Genomic DNA, 18372 nt, shown 5'->3' with positions numbered 1-18372 from the left:
TCCTGACGTTATCATCGCAACCAAAAAACCTCTCGTCTCTAGCTCTTACGGCTAGGGACGAGAGGTTGTATATTCCCCGTGGTACCACCCTAGTTAACAAGCGGCATGCTTTGCCGGTTGTTCACTCAAGTCCCTTAACGCGGGCTAGACGGTCCGGTTACTGGGCAGTACATCTTCGCTTCCGTCCGGCTTCCTGCCGGATGACAGGCACAGCTGCAAGGAAACGGCCGTACTGCGGTTCGCCTTCCGGCTCGGAGGTGAGCTCGCCTTCATCATGTACCGGCTTCCACCGACCGCCGGTTCTCTGGAAACATGCGTGCAAAGGGATGATCCTCTTCATAGCTGGTGCGATTACACAAATTTGTAATGATTATAGGCAATATTGAAGCTCTTTGTCAAGTAAAGCGCTGTTTTTAGGCAAGAGGCTTGCGGGCCGCATAAAAAAGTCTGCGGGAATCCGGAGAAAACTCCGCTTCCCAGTCAAAATCGGCGGAAATCCGGATGTCCGCGAAGCCCGTCGCCTCCAGCCTCTCCTTCAGCCAGCGCGGATCGTACGCACGCTGTCTGTGAGTCTCTTCGATGCGCCGGAAAAGCGGCTCCCCGCCGCGTGCGGACGAAGCGTCCTCACGGACGAAAATCGTCAGCGCGTGCTCGATTTCCGTGCGTTCCTCGTCGAGCTCGCAGGTCCACAGGTACGCTACATCCTCTTCATCGAAGACGAAAGGCTGCAGGGAAGCGTACTCCTCGAACTGGGCCGGGCTATGTACATCGAACAGCAGAACGCCGCCCCCTCGCAGCCCCCGGTACGCCTGCTCCAGAGCTTCAATTATCTCCTCTTCTTCGAGGAGATAATTGAAGCAGTCGCAGAAGGAGATGACGGTATCCGCCGGCTCCGGCAGCTCCCAGTCGCGCATGTCCTGCTGCAGCCACAGGATGTCCGGTTTCGCTCCGCTCACGGCTTCTTCTTCGGCTTTATGCCGGGCAACGGCCAGCATATCGTCGGACAAATCGATTCCGACGACTTTGCAGCCGAGCTTCGCGAGCGGCACGGCAATGTTTCCCGTGCCGCAGCCGAGATCGACAACGGTTTCCGGACGGATGCCGTAAGACTCCCAAGCCTGCCGGGCGTAGGCAATCCATGCCTCGTACGGCATGTCTTCCATCAGCCGGTCGTACGTATAAGCAAAATCACGATACGACATGTCAGTTCTCCTCTTGCTTGAGATACGTCCAGTTTTCCTCCTGGTACGCCAGGCCATCCTTCATCAACTTGCCAAGCGCGCGTTTGAAGGCGGACTTGCTGATGCCGAACTTGGATTTGATCAAATCGGCCTCGGTCTGGTCCGAATAAGGCATGGCGCCGCCCGGACGTTCGCGGAGAACCGCCAGAACCCGCTCAGCGTCTTCGTCCCGTCCTTTTTCCTTCGGCTGGCGCATCGACAGATTCACGCGTCCGTCTTCACGGATGTACGTAACCCGGACGCTGACTTCCTCGCCGACTCTGAGAAGGCGAGAGCGCTCCGTCGAAGGGATCAGTCCGATGACGCCGAAGCCGACGACTCCGCCGTCGCAGACGACGAACGTGCCCATTTGCAGCGGTTTGTACACGCGCGCGTCCAGCCACTGGTTTCTCCAGGCCTGCGGGGCCGGGAAACATTTTTCCGTGAGAACATCTTCACCCGCAAGGCGTGCAACCAGTCTTCCCTGGCGGTCATGATCCATCGTCACGAATACTTTGTCCCCCACTTGAGGGCGAAGTTCGTGAAGCTCCGGCATTTCCTTGAACGGCAACAGGAGATTCCGGCCGATGCCCATTTCCAGAAAAGCTCCGAAGCGCGGATGCAGGTCCACGACCTCAAGCAGCGCCAGCTCTCCGAGAAGCAGCATCGGCCGGTTCATCGTGGCGGCCATGCGGTCTTCCGAATCGTAATAAATGAAAACTTCGGCCTGCTGGCCGGCTTTCAGTTTCCGGTTCGTTTCCGCATACGGGAGGAGCACTTCCCGTTCCCCGTCGGTTACGAAATAACCGTACGGCGATACTTCTCTCGTTACATCAAGCGTTACGAGAGTTCCCGCTTCCAGACTCATACGCGTTCCACAACCCTTGCGTCGGACCAGAGACGCTCGATGTTGTAGTATTCCCGGTCGTCCCGGTGGAACACATGGACAACGACGTCACCCAGATCCACAAGCACCCAGCGTGCGGTGTCGTAGCCTTCCAGACCGCGGACGGTGACACCGTGCTGATCCGCTTTTTTGCGGATTTCCGTGGCGATTGCCTGCACCTGCGTCTCCGAATTACCGTTGCATATCACGAAATAATCGGCCACCAGGGAAATTTCCTGAAGGTCCAGAGCCACCACGTTAATGGCTTTCTTGTCTTCTGCCGCATCCACAACCAGATTCATCAACTGTTCCGGATTTACTGTCATTCCATCATCCTCCTTCTTGCTGGACGGTATCGAAAATCATTCACGTTAACCAGCATGTACACCCTATATTAAATTCCGTTCGTTATCATTTGGTTCGTTCATTCCGTTAATCAAATGCTCTTAATACCCAGTATTACACGTCTAATTCGAGGATTAAACGGTTGCGCGTCAGCACGGTGAGCGGGTAAATGCGTCTGCCCTTCTGCAGAAGGAACGAAAGCGTAGAGTCGAATCCGGCCAGCAGGGCCCGTTCCAGACTCGTTTCCGCCAGCTCGCGGATCTTGTCCACGCCGGGAAAATCCCTTCCGGGTTCCATATAATCGGCCAGACAGACGACCTTCTCCAGAGTGGACATATTTTCCCTGCCCGATGTATGATAACGGATCGCATCCAGCACATCCTCGTCCTTCACGCCGAACCGGGCGGAAGCGATCCAAGCACCGGCATGAGCATGCCAAAGTTCTTTATCGAAGGAAAGGACGTCCGTCTGAAATCCGCTTTCGCGAATCGCGCCGGCCTGCTTCTCTACGGGCCAGTATTTGCACACATCGTGCAAAATCGCGGCCCGGTCCGCCTTCTCGTCATCCGCGCCAAACCGCCGGGCCAGGATTACGGCTGTTTCCATGACACCGAGAGTATGCCGCCACCGTTTTTCGGGCATTTCCTCTTTTACAGTCTTCATCATCTCTTCACGATTCATACAAGCCCATCCCTTCGATATAATCGTGTACGGGAGCCGTGACGAGATAGCGGACGGTACGGCCTCCCCGCCTCCGGGTCCGGATATCCGTGGAGGAAATGTCCAGCAGCGGCATCGGAGCCAGACGGACGCCCTGCCGGATGAACGCCGGAAGCGCATCCGGTTGAAGCTCGAAGCCGGGCCTTTGAAGACCGATGAAGCCGATCATCTTCATGATCTCTCCGATTTCACGCCATTTGGGGAGATACTCGACCATGTCGGCCCCGATTATGTAGTGAAATTCGTGCTCCGGGTACCCGGCTTTCAGCTCCCGGATCGTATCGACGGAGTACGAAACCCCGCCTTTGCGGAGTTCGTGATCGAACGGATGGAAAGCGGGATTGTCCGATACGGCGCGGCACACCATCTCCCAGCGCTGCTGCGCCGAAGCTTTGGGGGCATCCGGTTTATGCGGCGGCACATTGGCGGGCATAAACCACACCTCGTCCAGCCCGCAGGCGGTACGGGCGCATTCTCCCGCAACCAGATGGCCGGTATGCACAGGATCGAAGGTCCCGCCCATGATTCCTATCTGCATGTCGCCACCTCCTCCGGCGGTCCGCCGTTATTTTCCACAGGCTCCTATAGGCTGTACGCAACGCAAGCCCTTATAAAACCGGCGGCCCGTGTCCGGTATCTTGCAGAAATAATCTCTGATCCAGTCTAGGACTTCGGCAGCTCGATCTGTTTGTTATCGCGCGATTCTTTATAGAGGACGATCGTACGTCCGATGACCTGAACCAGCTCGGCGCCCGCGCCTTCCGCCAGTTCTCTGGCAACTTCCTTGCAGTCCGCCTCATAGTTGTTGAGTACCGAGATTTTCATCAATTCCCGAACCTCGATCGCTTCCACGATATGCTGAATCAAATGCTCGTTCACTCCGCCTTTACCTACTTGAAAGACCGGGGTCAAATGGTGCGCCAGTGAGCGCAGATGTCTTTTTTGTTTTCCTGTTAGCATAACTATTCCCTCAATTCCCGATAAATGATTGCTCTACGGCCTGCCGCATCGCCGCTGCAGGCGCAGGGACGCCGGTCCAGTATTCGAACGCGTAGGCCCCCTGGTAAATAAACATGCCGAGTCCGCCATGAGTGACGGCTCCTCTTGCTTTAGCTTCTTTCAAAAAACGAGTTTCCAGCGGGTTGTAAACGAGATCGCTGACAACCGCGCCTTCCCGGAGCCGATGACCGTCCAGATCCAAAGGGATCTCTTCGATATTCGGGTACATGCCCGATGAAGTCGAGTTGATGATCAGATCCGCGTCACTGATAATGTTTCCTAATTCGTGGAGCCCCATGCCGACAGCGCTTGTTTCGGCGCGGACGGTAGAGGCGAGCTCCTGAGCTTTCTCCGCCGTCCGGTTGGCGATGGCGATAAACGAGGGGCCCTCCTTCGCCAGGGCATATGAAATCCCCCGGGCCGCTCCGCCCGCTCCAATCAGCAGCACTTTTTTGCCGCGGAGATCCATGCCCGTTTCTTCTTTAAGCGAACGGACATACCCGATTCCGTCCGTGTTGTAGCCGATCAGTTTACCGCCGCGGTTGACGACGGTGTTCACGGCGCCGAGGGCCTGCGCATCGGCGTCGATCTCATCGAGATACTTCATCACGGTGACTTTATGCGGGATCGTCACGTTGACTCCGCCGAAACCGAGCGCTCGGATACCTGCTACGGCCTCCTCCAACTGCTCCGGCAGCACGTGAAACGCGGCATACGCTCCGTTGATCCCCGCTTCGCCGAAGGCCCGGTTCATCATAACCGGAGAGCGGGAGTGCCGCACCGGATCTCCGAATACTCCGTACAGAATCGTACCGCTGTCCAAAGACGGCTTGTTACCCATGGTCGGTCTCTCCCCCGTGCATTCTTTATGTGCCGGACCTGCCTGCCTGCCAAAACGCAAAAGCCTGGCGTACCAGGACCTGTCCGGTTTAAATAAGCGAATCGCGCTGGACGATCTTAACGCCTTTCGGTACATGAACGGCCAGTTCCGCGCCCGCTTCGCTGTTAATTTTGATCCAGCCGAGGCCGGAGATCAGCACATCGAGCTTTTTACCTTTCGAAATGTGAATCGTCTGTTTAACGAGAGGCGGAAGCTCTTCCAGATCTTTCACCACAGGCGGGATAAGCAAAGTCCCTTTGTGGTTCGCGTACAGCTCGTCCGCTTTTTCCAGCTTCGTGCGATGGATGGGAATGGCCCCCGAAGAGTAAATCGTAAACGACTGGCGCTCGCCGCGGACAAAATCGAACCGGGCCAGCGAGCCGAAGAACAGCGATTGTCCTTCGTTCAATTGATACACCATCGGTTTAAGCGGCTTGCCCGGCATCAGCTTACCCAGGTCTTTCTTAGAGACAAGCTCCGTCAGCCGGTGCTTGTACACGATTCCCGGCGTATCGATAATAAAATGTCCGTCATCGAGCGGAATCTCAACCATATCGAGCGTCGTGCCCGGATATTGGGAGGTGGTCAGCTCCGAATCCAGATCGCTGTAATCGGAAATAAGCCGGTTGATGAGCGTGGACTTGCCCACGTTGGTCGCTCCGACGACGTAGACGTCTTTGCCGTTACGGTGTTCGTCCACTGCCTGAAGAACCCGATCGAAACCCATGTTCTTCTTGGCGCTGCAAAGGACGACTTCCACAACCTTCAGGCCTTGTTCCTTAGCCTGCTTGCGGACCCAGTTCACGATCCGGTTCCAATTGGTCACTTTCGGGAGCAGGTCGATTTTGTTGACGACCAGAATGATCGGGTTGCCTCCGACGAAACGGGCCAGACCGCTGATCAAACTGCCTTCAAAATCGAAAATATCGACGATATTGATGACGAGCGCTTCTTTGTGCCCCACGTGCCCAAGCAGTTTCAGAAAATCGTCCTGGTTGAGCGTAATGCTCGACGCTTCATTATAGTTCTTGATGCGGAAACAGCGCTGGCAAATAACCGGTTCTTTCTCGAGAGCCTGCGCGGGGGTGTACCCGAGCGCATGAGGATCTTCGAGCTGAAGCTTGACACCGCAGCCTCCGCAATGGATAACTTCTTCTTGGGTCATGAATCCTCCTTAAAATAAACGGCGGGAGTTTCCGTTAAGCGTTGTTCCCCCGCAAGCAAAGTGAAGCTTTCCCGTGAAGGAAAGCTTTATTTATTCTTCGAGATGTAATTGTTGGCCAGCTTCTCGATGCGCCGGTTGATTCGTGTAAAGAAACCTTCATCATGGATGGAGATAGGCGCAACAAGAATGGTATATAAACCGAGCCGGTTCCCTCCCAGCACGTCTGTCAGCATCTGATCACCGATCACAACCGTCTGCTCTGCAGTTGTATCCATCAGTGCCAATGCTTTGCGAAAGGCCGTGTTCGTCGGTTTGCGCGCGGCATGAATGAACGGGATAGACAGCGGCAGGGCAAATGTGGATACCCTTGTTTCCTGGTTGTTCGATACGATGACGACCTTGAAACCGAGCTGCTTCACATGCCCGAGCCAATTCACGAGCTCCGGTGTCGCATCGGCCACCTTGGCACCGACAAGCGTGTTGTCGAGATCCGTGATGATTCCGCGGATTCCGCTCTGCCAAAGCTCCTCCAGATTGATATCGTAAATCGTCTGCACGAATTGTTTCGGCACCAGTTTTTTAAACAACAGCGTCACCCCAACCTCTTTCGAATCTATAGGAACTATACCATACATGTCCAATTCCTTGCAAAAAGAAAAAGGAAGCGTTTCAGGCCATGCCCGGACGGGAAATTCCCGTCTTCTCAGCATTCCCTTGCGGCCGCCCGTTCCATTCACCCGCCGAAGCTTGCCCCGGATTCTCTCTGCCGGAAAAAAGAAAGGCCGTTCTCCGGTTAACGGAAAACAGCCTGCAGCTTACGCTATGAATCCGGCCCATCGGTGTGTGCCGGTCTTATTTCATCTGCTCGCGCAGCCGTTTCACATGGCCCTGAACGGCCTCCAGATCCTGCTCGGTTACGGATGACCGGCTGTACTTGGCCTTCTCGAACATCGCGAGAACCGGCGAAAGTTCGCCCGACAGCCAGTAGCTCTGGGTCATCCAGCGGGAAGCGGCTTCCCGGAACGTTTCATGCTCGAACCGTTCGTAGCCTTTGCGTCTTCCGTACCGCAGAAGCCGGTTGACCTCTTGGATAACCCCCTGCGCGTAATTAGCCGCTTTGGGATCCCGTCCGAACGGCGGCAGCAGTTTCTTGCCGCTGCTCAGCCGGATGGCCGTTACGACGGCAGCCGTAAGCAGAACGAGGCCGCTGAGCGTATACAGCACGTAACGGACCCAAGGGGCCGCGCCGGATTGGGCCTGGGCCGTCTTCGCCTCGGACGGCGCCGGAGTCGGCATCTCGGTGGCCGCCGACGTTTCGGGCGCATAGGATTGCGGCAGCGAAAATCCGGCGGTCGGCTCGAACGGCAGCCAGCCGTAGCCCTCGAAATAAACCTCAACCCAGGAGTGGGCGTCTGAATTGCGGACGGTGTAGGTGCCCTCGGCGTCCGGATCGGACATGCCGCCCCTCAGGTTTCCGATACCTGCGGGACGGCTGTTATCGGAAGAACCCGATGCGTAGCCTTTGACCCAGCGGGCCGGAATGCCGAGCGATCGGGTCATCACGACCATCGCCGACGAATAGTAGTCGCAATAGCCTTCCTGGATTTCGAACAGGAAGCGGTCGACGAAATCTTTGCTTTTCCCCTTGGATACGTCGGGGGTGTTCGTATACGGATACTTGCTGGACAAGTAAAGCTCCAGCTCATGCACTTTCTCGTAGGCGGTCGGAGCTTCCTTCGTCACTTCTTTGGCAAGCTCCGTCACCCTCTCGGGCAGCCGGTCGGGAAGCTGGAGATAATCGTTCCATTCGGACCGGTTCAGCCTGCTCATATCGACTTTCTTGAGCCCGCTTAAATCGAGCAGCGGGATGTTGGACACGAGCTTGTACTGCTTCGGGTAGTTCGATTTCGCGTTAAACCGGAGCTCCGCCTGGCGCGCGGACCACCGGAGAGACCCCAGCTGCGCCGGATCGGAGCGTGTTCCGTCAGGACCTTCCTCCTGAATGTCGACCTTCGACATCGGATAAGCCCCGAACAGCACCGGGTATACTTCGTTGCTGCGCATTTTGACCGTCTGCTTCACTTCTTCGGTCTTCAGCTTGGACGTGTCGATGCCGGTATCCGCGGGAAGCTTGCCGCTGGAGTCCACGGAGCTCTGACGGGCCCGTCTGTCCGCCGGACTCGCTTCCCAGCCGCTGCCGGTGTACAAAGCCCGGGTTTCCCCGCGGTAATACGTGCGGCTTGTCGTGTCAACGGTGAAAACCGGCGTGTAATCGTACTGGAACTGGCCGCCGAGCTGCGCGTCGTTGCGGCTGTAGCCCGACGATTTCAGCAGCGGATCGTTCGGGTCCTGCACCATCGTCCGTCCAGAATCATCGCTGCTCGGCAGGAAGGTCACCGCCTCGCCGTTATACTGCCGCCAGGCCGTATACGGATCGGTGAGAACCGGATCGACCGCCGGTACGAGCGCACCCAGGGTGAGCGTCAGGGCGATAATCAGCACGACCGGCACGATCAGCGGGCCGGGATTGTCCGAAAGCCGTTTCCAGCTTTCGGGCGCTTTGTTTTTGAGTTGGGATAAATGGCGCACGACCAGCATGCACAATCCGCTGAAAATGACCGCCGCAACCTGCGGCCATAACTGCAGGGTGCTGAACGAATCGCGGACGCCGAAAAACAAAATGGCTAAAATGACGATAAAAGAAATCCACAGTTTGGACCGGGACGCCCACATGGCCATCAGGAACACCCACCAGGCGGCTAAACCGAACCATAAATAAGGGAATAATTGCGAAACGTTGGCCTGAAACCACTGCATCGGACCGTCCATCTGGGACATAGGTACAAACCGGTATTGAAGCACAACCGCGTGAACGACCAGTACCAGGACAATCTGCAGAAGTTCTCTGACCAGATGATGAATCCGCGGGATGAAGAACGTCGCGCAGACCGTAATCAGCGTCCAGTTTACGGCTTTCAGAGTTTCGGGCAGCCACAATCCGTCCTCGCGGGAAATCCATCCGGTGAACTGAAAAAGAAACAGCAGGACGAAGAGGGCCATCCACTTCTTCGTTCCGTCTTCGCCGGCCATAAACCGGAAAACGTTCCAGATGCTACGCATAGATCTTCGTCCCTCCTCCCAGCACAGCCGGCAGCTCCGTCAGCGTGTGCACGCCGTAGCCCATAAAGCCGAGGCTGTGCAGGCGGCGGACCCACACGTCCGTGGAGCCTCCCTTGGCGCCGCAGACGCACAGGTGACAGGCGAGCATGCGCTGTTTGTCGGTCCAGTGGAGCAACGACAGGAGATCGGAGTTCTTCGCCGGCGTGATATACACAACCAAAGCTCCCGGCGAGAACATGCCGTCCGCGTTGTTGACCACCTGCTGCAGCGGACGGAAGCCATCGGGCTCCACCTCCACCAGGTGATCCATCAGGACGTCCTCATGCCGGACGCCCGTCTTGGGTACGGCCATCAGGGATTCGCGGCCGGAGGAAACGAGCCCTACCGCGATGTTCCTCTGGGTGCCGAAATGCAGCAGGGAAGCGGCGATGGAAACCGCCAGTTCGAATTCGGCGGGACTGCCGTAATTCTGCTTGCTCCGGTCGAGCACGAGCACCATCTTCGGGAGCGTTTCCCGCTCGAATTCCTTCGACTTCCACGTTCCCGTACGCGCCGTGGCGTTCCAGTGGACACGTGAAAGTCTGTCCCCGTGAATGTACTCCCTCACGCCGTTGATCTGCGTCGTTTCCCGCTGCATCCTAGCGGTTACGGAGTGATGCCTTGCCCCTCGCGGGGACTGGGAAAACTGCGCCCAGTGGCGGATCTCGATCATTTGGGGCATTACGACAAAGCCGTACGGCAAGTGAACGCTGCCTTTGTGCTCGTAGAGCCCGAAGACGTCTTCCGTCGCGAACTCCGCGCGCTCCAGGGAGTAATGGCCCCGGCGCAAGGGCGGCGTTTTGTAAACGAATTCTCCTTTGCGCATCCAGTTCAGGACCACGGAACCCTTCATCACGGTCTTCTCCCCGCTGCTTCGCACCAATTCGTCTTCGATGAGCAGGTACGGGATGGGCCAGACGCCGGGAACCTGGATTTTAAGCTTGATCTGCAGGGACTGCCCCGCCTGGACCTTACCGGTTCCGTCCGCCGCCGATATTTCACGCACCGCCTGCGCCTGGCGGATGCCGCTCCATTTGCCGAGAACCAGATAAGCGGAGAGCAGGCATACAACGGCAAACAACGTAGAAGCGAGCTTACCGCCCTGAAAGAGCAGGAACATCAGGCTGGCAAAGAACAGGAAGGATAAAATCAGGGTCGCCTGTCTTCCCTTCTGAGCCGCGGTAGGTTTGAAAAGCTTCATTTCGCTTTCTCCAGCCTGACGGGCACTTTCGTATGCGCCAGTATCGAAGCGAAAACGGAACGGGAGGTTTCTCCTTCCATTCGTGCTTCCGAAGAAAGAATAATCCGGTGGCCGAGTACGTAAGGGGCCAAATATTTCACATCGTCCGGGAGGACATAGTCGCGGCCGTTCAAGTACGCGTAAGCTTTCGAAGCCTGCACGAGGGCCAGCGTAGCGCGCGGACTGGCTCCCAGCTCGACGGCCGGATGCTCCCGGGTGCTGCGGGTAATGTCCACCAGATACTTCGCGATGCCTTCGTCGAGGTAGACCGACCGCACCTCTTCCTGCATGCTGAGAATCTGTTCCGCACCGACAACTTCATGAAGCTGTTCCATGGGGTGCTCCTTGCTTTGCGACGCGATCATTTGAAGCTCTGTTGCGCTGTCCGGGTACCCCAGACTGAATTTGATCATAAACCGGTCAAGCTGGGCTTCCGGGAGCAGATACGTGCCTTCGAAGTCGATGGGATTCTGGGTCGCAAGAAGCATAAACGGACGTGGAAGCGGGTACATCTCGCCGTCTACCGTCACGTGATGCTCTTCCATCGCTTCCAGGAGAGCCGACTGGGTTTTGGTGGTGGCGCGGTTGATTTCATCGACAAGCAGAATGTTGGCCATAACGGGACCGGGGCGGAAAAAGAAAGCTTCGTTCTTCGGATGATAGATCGAAACGCCGGTAATATCCGTCGGCAACAGGTCCGGATTGCACTGAATCCGGCGGAATTGGCCTTGTATGGAGCGGGCGAGGGATTTGACGAGAACCGTCTTCCCCGTCCCGGGCACATCTTCGAGAAGTACGTGACCGCCGGCAAGAAGTGCGGTTAACAGCAGCATGATTTCTTCGCTTTTGCCTAATATACATGAATCCAAATTGGATCTGATTCTGGAAATTTCGCTCATATGAGGTTGGGACACAGCAGCCATTCGGTACGAATCCTCCTTCGGATAAAAAGGGTTTGAAGTCCTATTTTTTATATTACAGGAAAGTAGAAAGCGAGTACAACAAAACCCCTTCTAAATTTATTAAAAAACCGACAGTTGGTGGAAAAGAAGCTAAAAGGAGCAAACTTCCTCGGTTTTTGTTACGGGAGGATGACTGTGTAATGACGGCAGGATTACGAATGAATGACAAAGAAATGACAGAGGAAATGGCAAGGCCGAACAACGAAAAAACACCCCGTTTCCCGAGAAAACGGAGTGTCGATCTACGGCTGCGCTTCAGCCTTTGGGACGGACAAACAAAGCGGCGAGAAACGAGAAGATGATGGCCGCCGAAATACCGGCGCTCGTGACTTTGAAAATCCCCGTTACGATGCCGATCCAGCCGCTTGACTGGATTTCTGTGATGGCGCCGTGCACCAGCGCGTTGCCGAAGCTAGTGATCGGAACGCTGGCGCCTGCTCCCGCAAAACGGACGAGAGGCTCGTACAGCCCGAAGCCGTCAAGGATCGCTCCGGCCACGACGAGCGTCGTCATCGTATGAGCCGGTGTTAGTTTGCCCAGGTCCAGGAGCAGCTGACCGATGACGCAGATGGCTCCGCCGACGAGAAATGCCCATAAAAACTGCATGATTAGAGTCCCTCCTGTCTTTCTATCGCAACGGCATGCGCAATGCAGGGAATGGATTCCCCCTGCTGAAACGACAGCGGGGACAGCAGGGCGCCCGTGGCGACGACCAGCAGGCGGCGGATGTCGCCTTGCTCCATTCTTTTCAGCAGGTGGCCGTATGTAACGACGGCCGAGCAGCCGCAGCCGCTGCCTCCGGCCTGCACGCCCTGCTTCCGGATGTCGTAGATCATCAGGCCGCAATCGTTGAACGTGGTACTGTTCATGGCGATTCTCTGCTCCTTCAGCAGCTCGTTTACGATCTGAAAGCCTACGGTGGCGAGATCGCCCGTTACGATAAGATCGTAATAGTCGGGGGAGCGCTTCATGTCCCGGAAATGAGCGGTGATCGTATCGGCTGCCGCCGGAGCCATCGCGGCGCCCATGTTGAACGGGTCCGTAATCCCCATGTCGATCACCTTGCCGATCGTGGCCGACGTAACGACGGGCCCCGTGCCTTTCGCGGCCACGACGGAAGCTCCGGCGCCGGTTACCGTATACTGGGCCGTGGGGGGCTTCTGGGAGCCGTATTCCGTCGGATAACGGAACTGCTTCTCCACGGTGCAGTTGTGGCTGCACGTGCCGCTCAGGACATAGTCTCCTCCTCCCGAAGCGACGATCAGCGAAGACACGGCCAGGCTTTCCATAGAGGTGGAGCAAGCGCCGAAGACGCCCAGGTAAGGAATGGCCAGCGTCCGGGCGGCAAAGCTGCTGGAAATAATCTGGTTCATGAGGTCGCCGCCGACGTAGAACTGAATCTGATCCTTCTGGAGAGCGGCTTTTTTGATCGCGAGATTGGCCGCGTCTTCCATAAGCGCCTTCTCCGCTTTTTCCCAGCTCTTCTGCTTCAAGGTGTTGTCCTGGTGAATGAGATCGAAATCGAGGGCGAGGGGCCCCTCGCCCTCATCCGGCCCGACAACCGTGGCGGTGGAGATCAGGACGGGAGGCTTCCGGAACTCCCAGGATTGACCTTTTCGAATAATCAATGTGCCCCGCCTCCAAAGATCAGAGTAAAAATGCCGACGAAGAAGGCGGCCACTACGCCGAACACGATAACGGAGCCGGCCAGCTTGAACATATTGCTGGCGGTGCCGAGAATCAGTCCCTCGCTGCGGTGCTCAATGGCAGCCGAACACATCGAGTTGGCGAAGCCCGTTACCGGCACAGCCGTTCCCGCCCCGGCCCACTGGGCGATTTTGTCGTACACGCCGAGGCAGGTCAGGATGACGGAAATGAGAATCAGGACGGACACCGTAGGGTTCGAAGCGGCTTCCTTGCTGAAGCCGAACACTTTCTCAAACAGCATCATGAGCGCCTGCCCGATAATGCATATAAAACCGCCCACAACGAAGGCGCGGATACAGTTGGCGACGACCGGTCTTTTCGGTTCGTTTTTTTTCGCGATAGCCTGGTATTGCTGCTGGGTTAATGTCGCGTTTTTCTTTTTCTGATTGGCCACTTGCCTGTCCCCCTCTTCTTATTCCGTTCCGTTTGTACTTTTCCCGCCGCCGGACAGCTGCTTCAGCACATCCCGCAGGGCCGAAGCCGTCTGCTCGTACTTGATCCGGGCGTTGAGATCGGTAGCGGAATTCGCAAATAAATCGAGATCAGCCGTACACTGGCGGAGCGTGGAGATCAGTTCCACCTGGGGCTTCTCCAGACTGATTCCTTTTGAATCGTCGTACAAATCGACGTACAGCTTATTCTGATCGCCTATTTGAGCGAGAAAAACATTGTCCGCGGTCGCGTTTATTTTAGCCAATTGTTTATTCAGCCATTCCCTTGTAAGCGAGGAGGCCGCCAGTTCGTTGTCGTCGACAACCCCGTCCACAATGACCGTGTGGGGAAGCTTGTCCGGGCCCATCTTCAGCCCCAGGTCGCCGGGCGTAAGCGGCTGCTTCTCTTTTTTGAGCAGGACGCTGAGATCCCCGCTCGCTTCCAGCATGGCGAATTCGACGTCCGCCACCTGAAAAATACTCTTCGTGCGGAGCTGTTCCATCAGTTCGTCGGCCGTGTACCGCTCCTTCTTCAAATGATGTTCCAGAACACGTCCGTTACGGATGACAACCGTTCCTTTTCCTTCAAAAAAATGGCGGAGCCATTTGCTTTTCAGCGTCGTGAGTTCAAGGAGAAAAGGAACCACAAACCAAACCGCAAGCGCGACAACCCCGTGCAAGTAATGGGCTTCAATATCGGTTGACAAGAAGCCTGCCAATTCTCCCAGGGTGATACCCGTTACATATTCAAAAAAAGAAAGCTGGGAAATTTGCTTCTTGCCCAAAATACGGGTGATGGCAAAAAGCATGGCGATCGAACCGAGCGACCGCAGCACAATGACTCCAATACCTTCCACGGCTTAGCCTCCTCTCTTAACCAGAGCAGTTGATTGCATGACTCTTCTTAGCATGTCCGCAAGGGACACAGGTATGAAAGGAAGGCATTGGAAAAACAAAAAAAACGGCTTCCGCAGCAGAAGCCGTTTTCCGGTGATCCGTTATCAGAAAAGGTACAAGATCACCACAAGCAGTAAAAACAGGACGAGTACAATCAGCATGTTCAGGTTCACAGCCGTTTCTCCTTCAAGCGAGATTTCGAACATGGAATATTCAGGAATACCCCATTATATGCGTCTAGTGACGCAAATGATTGTTCGGAAGGTGACGGCCGATCCGCCTATTTTATAAAAAAAGGAGGCTTTCCCCCAGTACAAACACACAGGCGCACATAAGATAAAAGGCGAATATCCGAAAATTAGAAGGAGGACGCTCCGTTTGTCTTTTCCCAGCGACAGTCAATTTTTCCAGTGACTTTAAACGGCGTTCCCGTTGGTGATCCGGTTTCGGATGTGAGTCCGGCCAGCACGGATATCGCGGGAACGCCCAGTTTCCATCCTAGCCGACAGCAACATTCGGCACGCGGGTTCCCGTATTTAAATGAGCGTAATGACGACTCCAGCTCCCGACCCATTTTGTTCGATCTGTTGATCCTGTATCTACAAGGATGATTTCATCCACCCATTCCTGAACAGGACAAACATTGACCGATGCTGTCTTCCTCATCTTTCACAATCATGCAGAGACTAATCGTAGTCAAATTTCTCACCCAGTACAGGTATATTCCTAAGAAGTAATTTGTGTGAGTCACTATAGGTTACAGTTACTGGTAATGAAGAAGAAAAGAAAAGCGACCAAGAAGAGATGGCCGCTTTAGGATCATTTTATACTAGTGCTCCGGTAAACGTTATTGCTCCAATAACATTGGCTGAGCCACTAACCATTAGTCCTGTCAAAGAATACGTCACATTTCCGGTTCCAGGGGTCAGATCAACATGGGCGACACCCGTCCCTGCGAAATCGCTATTACCGACTGAAGTTTGGTTAATGCTAAAAATTACGGTGGCACCGCGAAGAATTTGTAGTTGGAGAACAGCATTTGGCCCTGTAGCTTGCCAACCAACAATTCCCGTTAGCCAAATTCTATTTCCAGCAGATACCCCTGTTATTGTTATCGTTTTTAAAGTCGTAGCGGCAGCACCCAAAGCGATGGCTGAACTGCCAGTTGTATTTGGTGAGTTTTCGGAGACCTGAAATTCCGTAGCACCGGTTGGGCCAGTGGCTCCTGTTGGGCCGGTAGCGCCGGTCGGGCCTGTGGATCCCGTTGGACCCGTAACGCCGGTGGGGCCTATGGATCCCGTTGAGCCCATACCGCCGGTCGGGCCCGTAGGTCCCGTTGGGCCGGTCGAGCCCGTTGGGCCAGTAGCGCCGGTCGAACCCGTCGATCCTGTTGGGCCGGTAGCACCGGTCGGGCCCGTTGCTCCTGTTGAGCCGGGAGCTCCCGTTGAGCCCGTAGCGCCGGTCGGACCGGTCGATCCCGTTGGGCCAGTAGCGCCGGTCGAACCCGTTGCTCCCGTTGAGCCCGTAGCGCCGGTCGGACCTGTCGATCCCGTTGAGCCCGTCGCTCCAGTCGGGCCCGTGGATCCTGTTGGGCCGGTAGCGCCGGTCGGGCCCGTTGAGCCCGTCGCTCCAGTCGAGCCTGTGGATCCTGTTGGGCCCGTAAAGCCAATCGGACCTGTCGATCCCGTTAATCCAGTAGCGCCGGTCGGACCTGTCGAGCCTGTTGATCCAGTAGCGCCGGTCGAGCCCGCGGCTCCTGTTGGGCCAGTAGCACCGGTCGGACCTGTCGAGCCCGTTGATCCAGTAGCGCCGGTCGAGCCCGTCGCTCCTGTTGGGCCAGTCGGGCCCGTAACGCCGGTCAGGCCCGTTGCTCCTGTTGAGCCAGTGGCGCCGGTCGGACCTATCGCTCCCGTTGAGCCCGTAACGCCAATCGGACCTGTCGATCCTGTTGGACCGGTAGCGCCGGTCGGGCCCGTTGCTCCCGTTGGGCCAGTAAAGCCAATCGGACCTGTCGATCCTGTTGGGCCGGTAGCACCGGTCGGGCCCGTGGATCCCGTTGATCCAGTAGCGCCGGTCGAGCCTGTGGCTCCTGTTGGACCAGTAAAGCCAATCGGACCTATCGCTCCCGTTGATCCAGTAGCTCCAGTCGAGCCCGCGGATCCTGTTGGACCCGTAAAGCCAATCGGACCTGTCGATCCTGTTGGGCCGGTAGCGCCAGTCGAGCCCGTGGATCCCGTTGATCCAGTAGCGCCGGTCGGGCCTGTCGATCCAGTTGAGCCCGTAGCGCCGGTCGGACCTGTCGATCCCGTTGGGCCGGTAGCACCGGTCGGGCCCGTGGCTCCCGTTGGACCAGTAACGCCCGTCGAACCCATTGCTCCCGTTGAGCCCGTCGCTCCAGTCGAACCCATCGCTCCAGTCGAGCCCGTAGCTCCCGTTGATCCAGTAGCGCCGGTCGGACCTGTCGCTCCTATTGGGCCGGTAGCGCCGGTCGGGCCCGTTGCTCCCGTTGGACCAGTAACGCCAGTCGGACCCGTTGCTCCTGTTGGGCCCGTAACGCCAATCGGACCTGTCGAGCCTGTTGGACCGGTAGCACCGGTCGGGCCCGTTGCTCCCGTTGATCCAGTAGCGCCGGTCGAGCCCGCGGCTCCTGTTGGGCCCGTAACGCCGGTCGGACCTGTCGCTCCCGTTGATCCAGTAGCGCTGGTCGGACCTGTCGCTCCCGTTGATCCAGTAGCTCCAGTCGAGCCCGCGGCTCCAGTTTGACCCGTAACGCCAGTCGAGCCTGCGGCTCCTGTTGGGCCAGTAAAGCCAATCGGACCTGTCGCTCCTGTTGGGCCGGTAGCACCGGTCGAACCCGTCGCTCCCGTTGATCCAATAGCGCCGGTCGAGCCCGCGGCTCCTGTTGGTCCCGTAACGCCAATCGAACCTGTCGCTCCTGTTGGACCAGTCGGGCCAGTTGGACCCGTTGCTCCCGTTGAGCCCGTCGCTCCAGTCGAGCCCGTGGATCCTGTTGGACCAGTAAAGCCAATCGGACCTGTCGTTCCCGTTAATCCAGTAGCGCCGGTCGGACCTGTCGATCCTGTTGGGCCGGTAGCGCCGGTCGAACCCGTCGAGCCCGTTGATCCAGTAACGCCAGTCGAGCCCGCGGCTCCTGTTGGTCCCGTAAAGCCAATCGGACCTGTCGAGCCCGTTGATCCAGTAGCGCCGGTCGAGCCCTCGGCTCCAGTTGGACCCGTAAAGCCAATCGGACCTGTCGATCCTGTTGGACCGGCTGCGCCAATCGGACCTGTCGATCCTGTCGCTCCTGTTGGGCCGGTAGCACCGGTCGGGCCCGTTGATCCCGTTGGTCCAGTAACGCCAGTCGAACCCGTCGCTCCTGGTGGGCCCGTAGCACCGATCAAACCCGTGGCTCCTGTTGGGCCTGTGGCACCCGTTGATCCCGTCGAACCGGTTGGCCCAGTGACGCCAGTTGAGCTAGGATCGCCAGTCGTTCCCGTAGCTCCTGTTGGTCCCATCGCTCCAGTAGCGCCGGTTGGTCCCGTGGCTCCTGTTGAACCTGTAGGTCGTACTGGTCTCCTTATTGCTTTTGTAGTTTCAAGTTTATTGATACACTTCAGCGCTTGACCTAGAAATAGTAGGGAGTCCGTTACTTCTTTTTCTGCGCGTATTATTTTATTTTTTTTTACAAACTTCTTAGCTTCTTGCAATTCTTTTATTGCTGCATTTACTTTTCGCACACATTTTCTTCGTGACCGTCGCCG

18 protein-coding genes and 1 pseudogene are annotated in these 18372 nt (G+C 56.7%); all 19 read right to left on the bottom strand.

Annotation, left to right across the window (positions count from 1 at the left end):
- Positions 1 to 144 precede the first annotated feature (144 nt).
- Positions 145 to 276 carry a hypothetical protein gene (locus tag AC2TF6_RS08365; protein WP_255246841.1) on the bottom strand — a complete coding sequence of 44 codons (132 nt, stop codon included), beginning with the start codon at positions 274 to 276 and terminating at the stop codon, positions 145 to 147.
- A 137-nt stretch (positions 277 to 413) separates the two neighbouring features.
- Entirely contained in the window at positions 414 to 1202 is a 789-nt protein-coding gene (locus tag AC2TF6_RS08360) for a class I SAM-dependent DNA methyltransferase (RefSeq protein WP_491310656.1), read from the bottom strand.
- A gap of 1 nt (position 1203) precedes the next feature.
- Entirely contained in the window at positions 1204 to 2088 is an 885-nt protein-coding gene (locus tag AC2TF6_RS08355) for a CvfB family protein (RefSeq protein ID WP_491310655.1), read from the bottom strand.
- The gene (gene rsfS, locus AC2TF6_RS08350) at positions 2085 to 2432 is read right to left on the bottom strand and encodes a ribosome silencing factor (RefSeq protein WP_009675407.1); all 348 of its coding nucleotides are present in this window, start codon (positions 2430 to 2432) and stop codon (positions 2085 to 2087) included. The genes AC2TF6_RS08355 and rsfS overlap by 4 nt, the downstream gene beginning before the upstream one ends.
- A gap of 133 nt (positions 2433 to 2565) precedes the next feature.
- Complete coding sequence (yqeK, locus tag AC2TF6_RS08345; RefSeq protein WP_491310654.1) at positions 2566 to 3132, bottom strand: bis(5'-nucleosyl)-tetraphosphatase (symmetrical) YqeK; 567 nt, start codon at positions 3130 to 3132, stop codon at positions 2566 to 2568.
- Positions 3122 to 3709 carry a nicotinate-nucleotide adenylyltransferase gene (nadD, locus tag AC2TF6_RS08340; RefSeq protein ID WP_491310653.1) on the bottom strand — a complete coding sequence of 196 codons (588 nt, stop codon included), beginning with the start codon at positions 3707 to 3709 and terminating at the stop codon, positions 3122 to 3124. Before nadD ends, yqeK begins: the two co-directional genes overlap by 11 nt.
- Positions 3710 to 3834: 125 nt before the next feature.
- Positions 3835 to 4131, bottom strand: a complete 297-nt coding sequence (gene yhbY / locus AC2TF6_RS08335; RefSeq protein ID WP_016423489.1) for a ribosome assembly RNA-binding protein YhbY — start codon at positions 4129 to 4131, stop codon at positions 3835 to 3837.
- 10 nt (positions 4132 to 4141) lie between these two features.
- Positions 4142 to 5011 (bottom strand): shikimate dehydrogenase, encoded by an 870-nt coding sequence (aroE, locus tag AC2TF6_RS08330; RefSeq protein ID WP_491310652.1) that lies wholly within the window; start codon positions 5009 to 5011, stop codon positions 4142 to 4144.
- Positions 5012 to 5099: 88 nt separating this feature from the next.
- Positions 5100 to 6215: a ribosome biogenesis GTPase YqeH gene (yqeH, locus tag AC2TF6_RS08325; RefSeq protein WP_491310651.1), complete on the bottom strand. Its 1116-nt coding sequence runs from the start codon at positions 6213 to 6215 to the stop codon at positions 5100 to 5102.
- Between the two features lie 86 nt (positions 6216 to 6301).
- Positions 6302 to 6802 carry a YqeG family HAD IIIA-type phosphatase gene (locus tag AC2TF6_RS08320; protein WP_036739818.1) on the bottom strand — a complete coding sequence of 167 codons (501 nt, stop codon included), beginning with the start codon at positions 6800 to 6802 and terminating at the stop codon, positions 6302 to 6304.
- Positions 6803 to 7067: 265 nt separating this feature from the next.
- Positions 7068 to 9335 (bottom strand): DUF4129 domain-containing transglutaminase family protein, encoded by a 2268-nt coding sequence (locus tag AC2TF6_RS08315; RefSeq protein ID WP_491310650.1) that lies wholly within the window; start codon positions 9333 to 9335, stop codon positions 7068 to 7070.
- Complete coding sequence (locus AC2TF6_RS08310; protein WP_491310649.1) at positions 9328 to 10575, bottom strand: DUF58 domain-containing protein; 1248 nt, start codon at positions 10573 to 10575, stop codon at positions 9328 to 9330. Before AC2TF6_RS08310 ends, AC2TF6_RS08315 begins: the two co-directional genes overlap by 8 nt.
- Positions 10572 to 11537: an AAA family ATPase gene (locus AC2TF6_RS08305; RefSeq protein WP_009675380.1), complete on the bottom strand. Its 966-nt coding sequence runs from the start codon at positions 11535 to 11537 to the stop codon at positions 10572 to 10574. Before AC2TF6_RS08305 ends, AC2TF6_RS08310 begins: the two co-directional genes overlap by 4 nt.
- 294 nt (positions 11538 to 11831) lie before the next feature.
- Positions 11832 to 12182 (bottom strand): stage V sporulation protein AE, encoded by a 351-nt coding sequence (spoVAE, locus tag AC2TF6_RS08300; RefSeq protein WP_491310648.1) that lies wholly within the window; start codon positions 12180 to 12182, stop codon positions 11832 to 11834.
- A 2-nt stretch (positions 12183 to 12184) separates the two neighbouring features.
- On the bottom strand, positions 12185 to 13201 hold the full coding sequence (gene spoVAD, locus AC2TF6_RS08295; RefSeq protein ID WP_491311613.1) for a stage V sporulation protein AD: 1017 nt from the start codon (positions 13199 to 13201) through the stop codon (positions 12185 to 12187).
- The gene (gene spoVAC / locus AC2TF6_RS08290) at positions 13201 to 13677 is read right to left on the bottom strand and encodes a stage V sporulation protein AC (RefSeq protein ID WP_042230195.1); all 477 of its coding nucleotides are present in this window, start codon (positions 13675 to 13677) and stop codon (positions 13201 to 13203) included. The genes spoVAD and spoVAC overlap by 1 nt, the downstream gene beginning before the upstream one ends.
- Before the next feature lie 18 nt (positions 13678 to 13695).
- Positions 13696 to 14571, bottom strand: a complete 876-nt coding sequence (locus AC2TF6_RS08285) for a DUF421 domain-containing protein (RefSeq protein ID WP_491310647.1) — start codon at positions 14569 to 14571, stop codon at positions 13696 to 13698.
- A 613-nt stretch (positions 14572 to 15184) separates the two neighbouring features.
- Positions 15185 to 15290: pseudogene (locus AC2TF6_RS08280) on the bottom strand (glycosyltransferase); the annotation flags it as partial.
- 145 nt (positions 15291 to 15435) lie between these two features.
- A complete protein-coding gene (locus AC2TF6_RS08275; RefSeq protein WP_491310646.1) occupies positions 15436 to 18012 on the bottom strand; it encodes a beta strand repeat-containing protein in 2577 nt (858 codons plus the stop codon).
- Positions 18013 to 18372 lie beyond the last annotated feature (360 nt).

The sequence above is a fragment of the Paenibacillus sp. JNUCC 35 genome (assembly GCF_058269095.1).
Note: the sequence above shows the minus strand (reverse complement) of the source record. Positions and strands in the feature narration are given on the sequence as shown.